At 44.9% G+C, this 13,657-nt stretch carries 11 protein-coding genes and 1 rRNA gene; 5 read left to right on the top strand and 7 right to left on the bottom strand.

Features of this window, described 5'->3' with window-relative positions:
• The 7 genes from CF394_RS03385 to dnaA all read right to left on the bottom strand — a co-directional run.
• A 16S ribosomal RNA gene (locus CF394_RS03385) occupies positions 1 to 64 on the bottom strand; the annotation flags it as partial.
• 375 nt (positions 65 to 439) lie between these two features.
• Positions 440 to 2,956 carry a DNA gyrase subunit A gene (gene gyrA / locus CF394_RS03380; RefSeq protein ID WP_094941867.1) on the bottom strand — a complete coding sequence of 839 codons (2,517 nt, stop codon included), beginning with the start codon at positions 2,954 to 2,956 and terminating at the stop codon, positions 440 to 442.
• 82 nt (positions 2,957 to 3,038) lie between these two features.
• Positions 3,039 to 4,961, bottom strand: a complete 1,923-nt coding sequence (gene gyrB, locus CF394_RS03375; protein ID WP_207761671.1) for a DNA topoisomerase (ATP-hydrolyzing) subunit B — start codon at positions 4,959 to 4,961, stop codon at positions 3,039 to 3,041.
• A 37-nt stretch (positions 4,962 to 4,998) separates the two neighbouring features.
• Positions 4,999 to 6,126 carry a DNA replication/repair protein RecF gene (recF, locus tag CF394_RS03370; RefSeq protein ID WP_094941865.1) on the bottom strand — a complete coding sequence of 376 codons (1,128 nt, stop codon included), beginning with the start codon at positions 6,124 to 6,126 and terminating at the stop codon, positions 4,999 to 5,001.
• A 1-nt stretch (position 6,127) separates the two neighbouring features.
• Entirely contained in the window at positions 6,128 to 6,349 is a 222-nt protein-coding gene (yaaA, locus tag CF394_RS03365) for a S4 domain-containing protein YaaA (RefSeq protein ID WP_094941864.1), read from the bottom strand.
• Between the two features lie 101 nt (positions 6,350 to 6,450).
• The gene (gene dnaN / locus CF394_RS03360; protein WP_094941863.1) at positions 6,451 to 7,587 is read right to left on the bottom strand and encodes a DNA polymerase III subunit beta; all 1,137 of its coding nucleotides are present in this window, start codon (positions 7,585 to 7,587) and stop codon (positions 6,451 to 6,453) included.
• Between the two features lie 168 nt (positions 7,588 to 7,755).
• Positions 7,756 to 9,108: a chromosomal replication initiator protein DnaA gene (dnaA, locus tag CF394_RS03355; protein ID WP_094941862.1), complete on the bottom strand. Its 1,353-nt coding sequence runs from the start codon at positions 9,106 to 9,108 to the stop codon at positions 7,756 to 7,758.
• A 531-nt stretch (positions 9,109 to 9,639) separates the two neighbouring features.
• Between dnaA and rpmH the strand changes: the two genes are divergently transcribed.
• From rpmH to mnmE, 5 genes are all read left to right on the top strand, one after another.
• Positions 9,640 to 9,774 (top strand): 50S ribosomal protein L34, encoded by a 135-nt coding sequence (gene rpmH / locus CF394_RS03350; RefSeq protein ID WP_094941861.1) that lies wholly within the window; start codon positions 9,640 to 9,642, stop codon positions 9,772 to 9,774.
• Positions 9,775 to 10,055: 281 nt separating this feature from the next.
• Positions 10,056 to 10,412, top strand: a complete 357-nt coding sequence (rnpA, locus tag CF394_RS03345; protein WP_094941860.1) for a ribonuclease P protein component — start codon at positions 10,056 to 10,058, stop codon at positions 10,410 to 10,412.
• An 18-nt stretch (positions 10,413 to 10,430) separates the two neighbouring features.
• Positions 10,431 to 11,198, top strand: a complete 768-nt coding sequence (yidC, locus tag CF394_RS03340; RefSeq protein ID WP_094941859.1) for a membrane protein insertase YidC — start codon at positions 10,431 to 10,433, stop codon at positions 11,196 to 11,198.
• Positions 11,195 to 12,001: an RNA-binding cell elongation regulator Jag/EloR gene (jag, locus tag CF394_RS03335; RefSeq protein WP_094941858.1), complete on the top strand. Its 807-nt coding sequence runs from the start codon at positions 11,195 to 11,197 to the stop codon at positions 11,999 to 12,001. Before yidC ends, jag begins: the two co-directional genes overlap by 4 nt.
• Before the next feature lie 256 nt (positions 12,002 to 12,257).
• Complete coding sequence (mnmE, locus tag CF394_RS03330; RefSeq protein ID WP_094941857.1) at positions 12,258 to 13,643, top strand: tRNA uridine-5-carboxymethylaminomethyl(34) synthesis GTPase MnmE; 1,386 nt, start codon at positions 12,258 to 12,260, stop codon at positions 13,641 to 13,643.
• Positions 13,644 to 13,657: the final 14 nt, after the last annotated feature.

The raw sequence follows: 13,657 nt of genomic DNA, 5'->3' as shown, positions 1-13,657 counted from the left end.
CGACTTGCATGTATTAGGCACGCCGCCAGCGTTCGTCCTGAGCCAGGATCAAACTCTCCATAAAAGAGAACTTAATAGAAGCTCATTTTGTTGCTGGCATCATAATGATGTCCATTTTTGAACGTCCACTACGACCGTTTATAGGAAGTAGTTTGGTTCTGTTTGCGTCACGCACACCCAACGGGGGTCGGGGCGGTGACGCTCTATCTTGACGTCTTGCATGTTCAGTTTTCAATGTTCAATGTTCATATGTCGTCTTGAGACAACTTTTAAAGTATAGCAACTTATCAAAACGTTGTCAACACTTTATTATGTTTTTGCTGTGCTGCCTTAGCGACCTACTTATCATAACAGCTATAAAGGAAAAGGTCAACATTATTTTACTAAAAAAATAAAACGCACTTATGAAACCATAAGTGCGTTTTATAAAAGGTGGTTCTTATTCTTCTTCTATAGTAGAAGTATCATCTGAAGTATCCGACTCATCCAGTGTTGGAAAACCTTCTTCTTCTAACTCCAGCTCTTCTTCACCTTTATCTACTTTCGCAACAGTCGCGATTTTTTCCTCATCACTTAAGCGCATCAGACGGACACCTTGTGTAGAACGTCCAGTAGTAGAGATGTCTTCGACAGCCATACGGATCAGCATTCCTTGAAGCGTGATCAACATCAAGTCTTCTGTACCGTCTACAGTTTTCAGAGCACTTAAGTTTCCGTTCTTCTCAGTGATCTGACACGTCTTGATACCGTAGCCGCCACGAGACTGCAAGCGGTACTCAGAGGCTGGAGTACGTTTTCCGTACCCGTTCTCTGTAACAACCAATACTTCTTGATCGTCTTCAAGGATTTCCATGCCGACGACATAATCGTTTTCGCGTAATTTGATTCCGCGAACACCGGCTGCAGTCCGTCCCATTGAACGGATATCCGTCTCTTTGAAACGAATAGAACGTCCTTGGTGCGTTCCGATGATGATATCTTTCTCGCCATTTGTACGACGAACAGCCATCAGTTCATCTTCTTCACGAAGAGATACAGCAATCAAACCGTTTGTACGGATGTTAGCAAATGCCGTCACTGGCGTTCGTTTTGTCACTCCATCACGAGTCGTGAAGATGAAGTATTCCGTTTCTTCGAATGAAGACATCGGAATCATGGCAGTGACCTGCTCATCACGTTCGATATTCAATAGGTTGACGAGTGGCAACCCTTTTGCCGTACGGCCGTATTCAGGAATCTCAAATCCACGAGCACGGTACACTTTCCCTTTGTTCGTAAAGAACAAGATCGTATCATGTGTCGACGTATTGAGTAGATGTTCTACGAAGTCATCTTCGTTCGTACCCATTCCTTGGACGCCTCGACCACCACGACGCTGGCTGCGGTACGTGTTGACCGGCAAACGTTTGATGTAGCCTTTGTTCGTTAGTGTCAGTACAGAGTTTTCTTCTGGAATCAGATCTTCGTCTTCCATGATTTCTGCTCCGCCTGCCATGATTTCTGTGCGACGTGCATCCGAGAACTTGTCACGGATCTCTGTCAGCTCTTCACGAATGATTTCAATGACACGATAATCATTTTCTAGAATGAACGTTAGTTCTTTGATCAATTCAAGCAACGCATTGTACTCTTCTTCGATTTTGTCACGCTCAAGTCCTGTTAGACGTTGCAGACGCATGTCAAGAATAGCCTGTGCTTGACGCTCAGACAGCTCGAATTTCTCCATCAAGCCACGCTTTGCTTCGTCTCCTGTTTGAGAAGCACGAATAAGAGCAATGATTTCGTCGATATGGTCCAGAGCGATTCGAAGACCTTCTAAGATGTGCGCACGGTCCTTCGCCTTGTTCAAATCGAACTGGGTACGGCGACGGATGACTACTTTTTGGTGTTCTAAATAGTGATACAGAGCTTCCTTCAAGTTCAAGACCTTTGGTTGGTTGTCGACAAGTGCCAACATGTTCACACCAAAGCTTGTTTGGAGTTGGGTCTGTTTGTATAGGTTATTAAGTAAGACGTGTGTGTTGGCGTCTTTACGTAACTCGATAACGATACGCATACCGTCGCGGTCTGATTCATCCGCTAAGTGGGTGATGCCGTCGATCTTTTTATCACGCACAAGCTCTGCAATCTTTTCAATCAAGCGCGCTTTGTTGACCTGATACGGGATCTCTTTAACGATGATGACTTGTTTGCCACTCGCTTTTTCTTCAAACTCAACTTTAGCACGTGTGATGATAGAGCCGCGACCCGTCTCATAAGCACGGCGAATGCCGCTTCGTCCTAAAATGATACCGCCTGTCGGGAAATCTGGCCCTGGGATGTATTCCATCAACTCGTCGATTGTGATCGCCGGGTTTTCAGCAAGCGCTAAAACGCCGTCGATGACTTCGCCTAAGTTGTGTGATGGAATGTTCGTTGCCATCCCAACTGCGATACCTGAAGCTCCGTTTACAAGTAAGTTAGGGTAACGGCTCGGTAAGACAGCCGGCTCTTTCTCTTGGCCATCGTAGTTGTCTTTGTAATCAATCGTATCTTTATTGATGTCGCGCAGCATTTCCATCGCAATTTTGGACATACGGGATTCTGTGTAACGCATCGCCGCTGCTCCGTCCCCGTCAATGGAACCAAAGTTTCCGTGACCGTCTACTAACATGTAGCGGTAGCTGAAATCTTGAGCCATACGTACCATCGCATCGTAAATAGAGGAGTCGCCGTGTGGGTGGTATTTCCCCATTACGTCACCGACGATACGCGCTGACTTTTTATACGATTTATCCGGTGTATTCCCGAGTTCTTGCATTCCGTATAGAATTCGGCGATGAACCGGTTTTAATCCGTCTCGTACATCCGGTAACGCTCGCGAGACAATAACACTCATGGCATAATCCAGGAATGAAGTCTTCATCTCATTACTGATATTAATTCCTTTTACGCCTTTATTCGGTACTTCCGACATGCTGGTTGACCTCCCATTCTTTCTTCACCTAAACGAAATCACACATCCCGCCAAAACGACTGACGAGATGTGGAACGTGTCATTAAATATCTAAGTTTTTCACATAAACGGCGTTGTCTTCGATGAACTGGCGGCGTGGTTCTACTTCATCGCCCATCAGTTGTTCGAAAATCGCGTCCGCTTCAAGAGCATCTTCTAAGTTGACTTGTAGGAGCGTACGGTATTCTGGATCCATCGTCGTCTCCCAAAGCTGGCTGGCATTCATCTCACCAAGACCTTTGTAACGCTGTACATTCGGTTTTGGCTGCTTCGGTAAGCTCTCGAGGATGGCACGTAACTGCTCGTCATTGTAGCAATACTCGATATGCTTCCCTTGCTTCACTTGATAAAGCGGCGGCTGTGCCACATAGACATAACCTGCTTCAATCAACGGACGCATAAAGCGGAAGAAGAACGTCAACAGTAGCGTACGAATGTGGGCCCCATCGACATCGGCATCTGTCATGATGACGACTTTATGGTAACGCGCCTTCTCCAGATTGAATTCCCCACCGATTCCTGTACCAAGAGCTGTAATCATCGCACGGATCTCATTGTTTCCAAGAATACGATCAAGACGTGCTTTCTCTACGTTCAAGATTTTCCCGCGAAGTGGCAGGATTGCTTGGAAGTGACGGTCACGGCCGGATTTTGCTGAACCACCCGCAGAGTCACCCTCTACGATGTATAGTTCACTCTCTTCCGGATTTCGTGACGAACAGTCTGCCAGTTTCCCTGGTAAACTCGATACTTCAAGAGCTGACTTGCGACGCGTGAACTCACGAGCTTTCTTCGCAGCTACACGAGCACGTGCTGCCATCAAGCCTTTTTCAACGACTTGACGAGCTACTGAAGGATTTTCAAGTAAGAAACGCTCAAAACCTTCAGAGAACAAGCTGTTCGTGATCTGGCTGACTTCTGAGTTCCCTAGCTTCGTCTTAGTCTGACCTTCAAACTGTGGATCTGGGTGTTTGATAGAGATGATAGCTGTAAGACCTTCACGTACATCGTCACCCGTTAGATTGGTCTCAGATTCTTTCAACAAGTTGTTTTTGCGTGCGTAGTCATTGATAACGCGCGTCAAAGCCGTTTTGAATCCAGATTCGTGCGTACCACCTTCATATGTGTTGATGTTGTTCGCAAATGAGAAGATGGCTGCATTGTAGCCTGCATTATACTGCATGGCGATTTCTATTGTGATGCCTTCTTTTTCACCTTCCACAAAGATTGGTTCTTCATGAAGTGGCTCTTTTTTGGCATTTAAGTGTTCAACGTAAGATTTGATTCCACCTTCGTAGTGGAACGTCTTTTTCTGTTCTTCACCTTCACGCTCATCTTGAATCGTAATAGCAAGCCCACGGTTCAAGTAAGCCAGTTCACGGATTCGGTTTGCTAGAATATCAAATTCATAAACCGTCGTCTCTGTGAAGATTTCAGGATCCGCTTTAAAACGAGTTGTAGAACCCGTCGTGTCTGCGTCGCCAATCACTTGAAGTGGTTGTGTCACAGCACCGCGCTCAAATTTGATTTCATGGATTTTGCCATCACGTCGAACGATGACTTCTGCGTGTTCTGATAATGCATTTACTACAGAGGCACCTACACCGTGAAGTCCACCGGATACCTTGTAGCCTCCACCACCGAACTTACCGCCGGCATGAAGCACGGTCATGATGACTTCAACAGCAGGTTTTCCCATCTTTTCATGATTGCTTACAGGAATTCCGCGTCCGTTATCTTCAACGCGAATCCAGTTATCTTTTTCAATCGTGACTGTTATATGGTCGCAATACCCAGCCAATGCTTCATCGATTGAGTTATCAACGATTTCCCATACTAAATGGTGAAGACCTTTTGAACTGGTAGAACCAATATACATACCTGGACGTTTGCGTACGGCTTCAAGACCTTCTAAAACCTGAATCTGATCCGCATCATAAGAAGTTTGTAATTCTTTTTCTTCCATTGCCAAGTGACTCACCTACTCTTTCTGTTTGGCACATCTATTCCACATGGGATTTTTCTTGAATTGTTCCATGTTCCACATGAAACAATTTGGCTTGTGTAACAACGTCGTGTGTCAGTCCATCCACTGTGGTAGTAGTGACGAACGTCTGCACTTTATCTTGTATCGTATTCAGCAGATGCGTCTGACGGTAATCATCCAGTTCAGACAACACATCATCGAGAAGCAAGATCGGCGGTTCGCCGACTTCTTGATGGATCAGTTCAATCTCTGCCAATTTCAGTGACAACGCTGTAGTTCGTTGCTGCCCTTGAGAGCCGTATGTCTGGACATCATAATCATTAACGAAGAACTGCAGATCGTCTCGGTGCGGTCCGTATAACGTGGTCCCGCGCTGCAATTCTGTACGCTGGGATTTCTCCAGCTTGTCTGTCAGTTGCTGCTTCCATTCGTCTACTGTTGTCTCGAAATAAATTCCGGCTGTACAGTGGTAACGGATGTTTAGCTTCTCCAGTCCTCGGGAAATACCATGATGAATGGTCTCTGCCCAGGACTGCAACAACTCAATGAACTGCATACGCTTGGCGATGACTTTGACAGCTGCCTCTACATATTGTTCTGTATAAATCGCAAACATCACATCATCGAGCGAAGGTTTCCCTTGGTTCTGTTTGAGTATATGGTTGCGTTGTTTTAAAATCTTCTGAAATTGCAAAAGGTCATGCAAATAGACAGGTGATATCTGGCCGATTTCCATATCTAAAAACCGTCTTCTCACCTGCGGGCTGCCTTTTACTAAATTCAGATCTTCGGGCGCAAACATGACCACATTCATCTGGCCGATGTAATCACTGAGACGTGATTGCTCGAGATGATTGACCTTTGCTTTTTTGCCCTTTTGAGAGATGGTCAATTCAAATGGGATAGACCCATATTTTTTATGAACATCACCTTTTATTTTACCATATTCCGCGTCCCAGCGTATCAATTCTTTATCATTGGACGTCCGGTGGGACTTTGCCATGGCGAGTACATAGATGGCTTCCATGATGTTAGTTTTGCCTTGTGCGTTTTCGCCAAGAAAAACATTCACATTCTTGGAAAATTCAGCAGATGCTGCTTCGTAATTTCGATAATTGCTAAGCCTCAATGTCTCTATATGCATCTTACGCCTCAGGTCCGATCAGTTTAAACTTTCCATGCTGCGGAATCAGTACGACATCCCCTGTACGCAGTTTTTTCCCTCTGCGCTCTTCTGCTTCTCCATTGACAAACACCGTGTTCATCTGAAGAAACGGTCTTGCCATCCCGCCAGAGTCTATCGCACCAACCATTTTCAGCAGTTGGCCGAGTGTGATGTATTCTGAATCAAATCGTATTTCATTCATCGGTTGAATACCTACTCTTTCTAAAAGTCATTATCACTCCATTTTACCCTATATTTGTACATAAGTAAAAGGAGTCGCTACACTGAGCGACTCCTTAGAGATTAATACGTACGAACCGGAAGAATCAGCTGAAGAATCGCGTCATCGTGAACCGATTTTAAAATGAACGGGCGCATCACGCCTGTGAACTGGATCTGGACGTCATGGCCTTCAATGGCTTTTAAAGCGTCCATCATGTATTTCGCACTGAACGAGATCACAAGCTCTTCGCCTTCAATCTGTTCCGCTAGTACCTGCTCTTCAACTTTCCCGATTTCAGGAGAGTTTGAAGAGATTTCGACTGCACTTTGTCCTTGTGTTGTAAAACGAACGACATTGTTGCGTTCTTCGCGTGCAAGTAAAGATGCGCGGTCAATCGCTTGGTGAAGCGCACGGCCATTTACGACAACCAATGTCTTATGTTCAGAAGGAATCAGACGACTTGTATCCGGGTAGTTCCCTTCTAGTAAGCGAGAATAGAACAACACGTTTCCTGCTTTAAACAAGATCTGCTGAGGCGTTAGGACGATTTCAACAGGCTCTGAGTTGTCTTCAAGGATTTTGTTGAGCTCGTTCAAGCTCTTTCCTGGAATGACTGCATTGTATTCTTCTGCCGGAGCATGCTCAAGCTTCGTTGAACGACGAGCAAGTCGGTGGCTGTCTGTAGCAACACACATCAATTCGCCATCACGGATCTGCCAGTTGACGCCTGTTAGAACAGGACGGCTTTCTGAAGTCGATACAGCGAATACAGTTTCACGAATGATTGATTTCACAAGTTCTGCCGGCATCGTGAATGACTGATCTTCTTCCATTTGAGGAAGCAGTGGATAGTCATTCGCATCTTGGCCGATCAAGTGGAACTCTGATTTTCCAGAACGCACATCTGTCTGATAACCGTTTTTCACTTCAATCAGAACATCGTTTGTAGGAAGCTTGCGGACGATTTCGTTAAAGAAGCGGGCTTGCAATACGATAGAACCCGTTTGTGTAAGCTGAACGATTTGTTCTCCGTCTTCTTCTACTGGAATGAATGTTTGAATCGTAATATCTGCGTCACTACCTGTTAAGTAGATTCCCTCTTTTTTAGCTTCGATCTTAATCCCTGTCAAAATAGCGACAGTGGTTTTTGAACTTACTGCTTTCATGACATCATTCAATGCCTCGAGTAAGCGATCTCGCATTACTTCAAATTTCACGCTGAAATCAGCTCCTTATATACATATTTATTTTTATTAAAGAATAACAGCAATAGTAATAGGCACTGTGAATATGTGTATAAGTGCATTTTTCCTTAGAGAATAAAGGTTATCCACATGTGCACAACGTGTTTATAAACTACAGGTAAACTACTAGAGTTATCCACATTATCCAGACGAGCGGCCTAGCAGACTTTTAATCTGTTTGATTTCATTCTTCAATGTCTCATCTGTTTTAAGCAGCGTCGAGATTTTTTCCGTCGCATGAATCACAGTCGTGTGATCTCGCCCTCCAAACTCTTCCCCAATTTTAGGTAGCGAGAAATCCGTCAATTCACGAGACAGATACATCGCAATCTGGCGTGGGTAGGCAATCGATTTCGTACGTTTCTTAGCTGAAAAGTCTTCAAGACGCACATGATAATGCTCCCCGACCACTTTTTGAATATCTAAAATCGTGATAGCGCGAGAGCGGTTGTTTGGCATGATATCTTTTAACGCTTCAGCTGCCAAATCCACATTAATGTCGCGGTTGATCAAAGACGAATACGCGACGACGCGAATCAACGCGCCTTCTAACTCACGGATGTTGGAATCGATCTGATTAGCGATGTAGACCATCACTTCATTGCTGATATCCAGGCCGTCTGCACGGGCTTTCTTACGTAAGATGGCAATCCGTGTCTCCAAATCTGGTGGTGAGATATCCGTAATCAAGCCCCATTCAAAACGAGAACGCAAGCGGTCCTCAAGCGTCGGGATCTCTTTAGGCGGACGGTCACTGGAGATGATGATCTGCTTAGATTCTTCGTGCAATGCATTGAATGTATGGAAAAATTCTTCTTGCGTCGATTCTTTTCCAGCGAGGAACTGAATATCATCTATTAGCAGCACATCTACATTGCGGTATTTGTTGCGGAAATGCACCGTCTTATTGTCACGAATTGAGTTAATGAACTCATTCGTGAATTTTTCAGACGACAAATACACCACTTTAGCGTTCGGATTGTGTTCTTGTACATAATGACCAATCGCATGCATCAAGTGGGTCTTTCCAAGTCCTACTCCCCCGTAAATAAAGAGCGGGTTATAAGCTTTTGCAGGTGCTTCTGCTACAGCTAGTGAAGCGGCGTGAGCAAAACGGTTTCCAGAGCCGATGACGAAGGTGTCAAAGGTGTATTTGGAATTCAGCATACCCGGTGAAAAGTCGGGCTGGTCGTCCTGCGAGACCATTGGTTTTGGTGCGGGAATATCGTAATCTTCTAAGTTCTGATCTTTAGGAACGATAAATGAGATCATCGCTTCTTTTCCTGTAAGATCGTGCAAAATAGCGGCAATCTGATGGACATAGTGGTTTTCTAACCAGTCCCGAGCGAATGAGTTGGGTGCTGCAATGGTCAGCGTATCCTGCTTATAAGAAAGTAGCTTGGTAGATTTCAGCCACGTTTCAAAACTTGGCTTTGAGACTTGCTTTTCCATTTCAGCCAACACACGGCCCCATAGTTCTTCAAGTTGGTCCAACGAAGTACACTCCTTTCTTCTCTGTCATCATTTCAGGTAGAAAAAACACCAGGCGAAATTCGACATGGTGAAAAAAATATAGAACGGTTATACACATTATAAAAAGCATGTGGATAAAACTTTACACACACTGTGAAAAATATTATCCACACTTTACTCACAGATGTGGATAACTGAAATAGCGGAATTTTTTATGTACAGAGTAAAACACAATTAGCATATCATTTTTACCTAGTACTGACAAGAGTTGATTAAACTTATCCACAAAGCCCGAAAGTTACACATTTTGATTTGTCCACAGGGTGGTATATGTGCAAAAACTGTTCATAAGGGGTGTTGATAACTTAGAAAGGTGATTTTACATACTCACATCGAATTTTGCAAGTATCTGTCGAAGATGTGGATAACTTGAGAGGGATCACAAACACAAATTTGATTTTCGGCATTGACAGTTGGGAACAGATTTCAGTATAATAGTCAAGACTGTCTAGAGATATTTAAGAATAGTCAAAGCAGGAGGTGTCTTACACAATGAAACGTACATTCCAACCAAATAAACGTAAACGCAGCAAAGTTCACGGTTTCCGTGCACGTATGAGCACAAAGAATGGCCGCCGCGTATTAGCTTCACGCCGTGCTAAAGGAAGAAAAGTATTATCAGCATAAGTCCACTGAACCCTCAGTGGATTTTTTTTTACTAAAAGATGCGGAAGGCGTTCGATCAGAAATGCTTCGGGAATCAGGCATGCCCGTGGAGGTGTTCTTTGCCTCTATGGGTGTGACTGATTTTTGAATGTATTTCTAGGAGGCGTAACTCGATAATGAAGATGCAGCATTCTAACGCCTGAAACTGGATTGCAGTAGTAGATGCGGAGGCGTAACTCGATAAGTTGAATGCAGAGGGCGTTCGCAACTCGATTAGAATGAAATAGGAAGGTCGGAGGTCCATGAATAAACACCAGCGGATCAAAGACAACAAAGAATTTCAGCATATCTTTAAAAAAGGAACGTCGTATGCCAATAGACAGTTCGTTGTGTACGTGTTGCCAAGTGAAGAAACCCATTTCCGCGTCGGCTTGTCCGTCAGCAAGAAAGTCGGAAATGCGGTCACACGCAATCGCGTCAAACGGTACATACGTCAGACCTTTCTAGAACTGAAAGACGATGTTCAACCCGCCAATTATATTATTATCGCCAGGATACCGGCGGCCACACTGGATTTTCATGAGACCAAAAAAAGTCTCGAACACGTTTTGAAAATCGCGAAAGTTTATCGACCGAGTGGTAAGATGAAGAAAAGATAATGCAGGGGGACGTACAAGGTGAAAAAGAAGTTACTTCTCACTCTGCTTGTGTTCACAGCACTGTTTTTAGCAGGGTGTACAGAATTTAACGAACCGATCTATGATGAATCATCTGGTTTCTGGAACGAATTCATCGTATGGCCGCTCGTTTCAACTATCTCGTATTTTAAAAATCTTCTCGGGACCTACGGACTGGGAATCATTGCGGTAACAATCCTCATTCGTTTGGCGATTCTACCATTAATGATCAAACAGACGAAGAGCTCGAAAAAGATGCAAGAAGTGCAACCGGAGCTTGCAAAGCTTCGTGAAAAGTACAGCTCAAAAGATGCACAGACACAACAAAAGTATCAAGCAGAGATGATGGCGCTCTTTAAAGAACGCGGCGTCAATCCAGCGGCCGGCTGTTTACCAGTACTCGTGCAGATGCCGATCCTGATTGGTTTCTATCACGCAATCAGCCGAATGAACGCTACACCAGAAATCAACTTAGGTGATTTCTTGATCTTCCCATTAGCAGAACCAAGTATTACGCTAGCGATTTTGGCTGGGGTATTCCAACTCGTCACATTGATGACAGGTCCTGCAATGGACAATCCGCAAATGCGCATCATGATGTACATCATGCCATTCATGATCGTTGGATTCGGTCTCGTGTTACCATCCGCATTGACCCTGTACTGGGTTATCGGAAACATTATTTCTTTAATCCAAAACTTAGTGATTTACAAGCCTTGGAACAAACCTAAGGCGGTTCCAGTTCAAACGGGAGGGAAAAAGAGATGAGATCCACTACACAAACTGCAGCAAACAGTGAGCAGGCAATTCAACAAGCATTAAAAGAGCTTGGAATTCGTCGTGACCAAGCATCGATCAAGATTTTAGATGAAGGTAAAAAAGGCTTTCTCGGTCTAGGAGCGAAGCCTGCAGTTGTGATAGTGAGCGTAAAAGATGAGGAAGGCGTTAAATCGACTTCTTCTCTAACATCTCTGATTTCAGACCCGGAGCCGGTTCCAGTTGAAGAAGCACCGGTACAAGAACCTGTTGCCGAACCGACAGAGCCAGTGCAGCAGGAACCACAAGTCGAAGAGCCAGTGTCAGAGGAGCCTACAGAGAAATCAGCTGCCTCTAATGACAAGGCCATCGAAGAATCGATTCTTTATATGAAGCAAGTGGCAGGAGGCATGGGGATTCACGACCTAGATGTCACTCATGAAATCGAAGGAAAGTATGTGCATTTCCAGTTGAACAGTGCCAAAGCGGCGCAGCTCATCGGAAAGCGTGGACAGACATTGAATGCGCTCGAACAGCTCGTTCAATTAGTAGCCAACAAACATTCTGGAAACTTCATGATCGTCAAAATCGACGTGGAGAACTACCGTGAGAAGCGTCGAGTCGCACTGGAACAGCTTGCAGAGCGAATGGCTGAAAAAGCCCGTCGTTCTGGAGAAAAAGTAGAGTTCGAGCCGATGAACGCTTACGAACGGAAAATCATCCATAATGCGCTTTCGACGCACGTTGATATCGACACATACTCAGTCGGAACCGATCCACACCGTCACTTGGTCATTGAACCAATCGAAGCATAAAACGAGAAGCCCTCATCAGCGGGCTTCTTTTTTTGATTTGCATATGAATGGATACCCCAAAGTGGGAATTCTGCGTCTTTGAATCCAACTCTACTTTCGAAATTATTCATCAGTTTTTTGTAGCTGAAGACGAATCGTCACAGTTCCGCAACTAGAGTTTTCCACAAAAATATGCTATTGTAAGGTGTTAGTGAATTCAACTAAAAACGACTTATCCACGTGTGGATAAGTGTCGGATAGAGGAGAGAAACCAACTATGGAATTTGATACAATTGCAGCGATTTCCACACCACTCGGAGAAGGGGCGATCGCAATTGTGCGCCTGAGTGGTCCAGAGGCTGTTTCAATTGCTGATCAGATATTCCGTTCTCCCTCCCATAAAAAGCTTCAGCAAGAAGCGACGCACACCATCCATTATGGCCATCTAGTGCGGCCAGACACTGAAGAAGTCGTCGAAGAGGTCATGGTGTCCTTGATGCGCGGTCCAAAGACGTTCACGCGAGAAGACGTCGTGGAAATCAACTGTCACGGCGGACTTGTTACCGTGAACCAGGTACTACAGCTTGTCCTGCGTGCAGGTGCACGTATGGCAGAGCCAGGAGAGTTTACAAAACGTGCTTTCCTGAATGGCCGTATCGATTTATCACAAGCAGAAGCGGTCATGGACTTGATCCGTGCGAAGACGGATAAGGCGATGCATGTGGCTCTTGGTCAGATGGACGGACGTTTGTCTCGTTTGATTCAAACGTTACGTCAAGCACTACTCGAGACGCTTGCACAAGTCGAAGTAAATATCGACTATCCGGAATACGACGATGTAGAAGAGATGACCATCCCTTTAATGCGCGAGAAAGGGACCTGGGTGAAGCAAGAGATTGAAAAGCTGCTAGAGACTAGCATGCAAGGGAAAATCTTGCGAGAAGGCCTTTCTACGGTGATTGTAGGGCGTCCAAATGTCGGAAAGTCATCTCTACTAAACAGTCTGATTCAAGAAAATAAAGCCATAGTCACAGATATTGCGGGAACGACCCGTGATATCATTGAAGAATACGTCAATGTGCGTGGCGTGCCACTGAAACTCGTGGATACGGCAGGGATTCGAGAGACGGAAGATATCGTCGAACGTATCGGTGTCGAGCGCTCTCGTCAAGTGTTAAAAGAAGCGGACCTCATCCTTCTTGTGATGAACCACTCAGAAGCCCTCAGTGAGGAAGATATGCGCTTGATCGAAGCGACACATGGGATGGAGACCATCATCATTGTCAACAAGACGGATCTGCCTCAAGCGCTCGATTATGATCAGCTCGCAGGGCTTGCGGGGCATCGCCGTATCGTCACGACATCAATCTTGCAAGACGAAGGAATCGATGAGCTTGAAAAAGAAATTGCGAAATTGTTCTTTGAAGGCGGTATGCAAGGTGGGGACATGACTTATGTATCTAATGCTCGTCATATTGCGCTTCTTCATCAAGCTAAACAAACCATTCAAGATGCACTGGATGCCACAGAAGAGGGCGTTCCGGTTGATATGATTCAAATAGATGTAACACGAACTTGGGAAATACTAGGAGAAATCGTCGGAGATACAGTAGAAGAAAGTCTGATCGATCAGCTCTTTGCTCAGTTCTGCCTCGGGAAATAAAGGAAGAGAGGAAG

The sequence above is a fragment of the Tetzosporium hominis genome (genome assembly GCF_002265435.1).
Classification (GTDB): domain Bacteria; phylum Bacillota; class Bacilli; order Bacillales_A; family Planococcaceae; genus Chryseomicrobium; species Chryseomicrobium hominis.
The sequence above is the reverse complement of the archived record's forward strand: the minus strand, read 5'-3'. Positions and strand labels throughout refer to the sequence as shown.

Coding starts and splice junctions, on each gene's coding strand:
- gyrA (WP_094941867.1), bottom strand. CDS start 2,956: ATGTCGGAAGTACCGAATAAAGGCGTAAAAGGAATTAATATCAGTAAT.
- gyrB (WP_207761671.1), bottom strand. CDS start 4,961: ATGGAAGAAAAAGAATTACAAACTTCTTATGATGCGGATCAGATTCAG.
- recF (WP_094941865.1), bottom strand. CDS start 6,126: ATGCATATAGAGACATTGAGGCTTAGCAATTATCGAAATTACGAAGCA.
- yaaA (WP_094941864.1), bottom strand. CDS start 6,349: ATGAATGAAATACGATTTGATTCAGAATACATCACACTCGGCCAACTG.
- rpmH (WP_094941861.1), top strand. CDS start 9,640: ATGAAACGTACATTCCAACCAAATAAACGTAAACGCAGCAAAGTTCAC.
- rnpA (WP_094941860.1), top strand. CDS start 10,056: ATGAATAAACACCAGCGGATCAAAGACAACAAAGAATTTCAGCATATC.
- jag (WP_094941858.1), top strand. CDS start 11,195: ATGAGATCCACTACACAAACTGCAGCAAACAGTGAGCAGGCAATTCAA.
- mnmE (WP_094941857.1), top strand. CDS start 12,258: ATGGAATTTGATACAATTGCAGCGATTTCCACACCACTCGGAGAAGGG.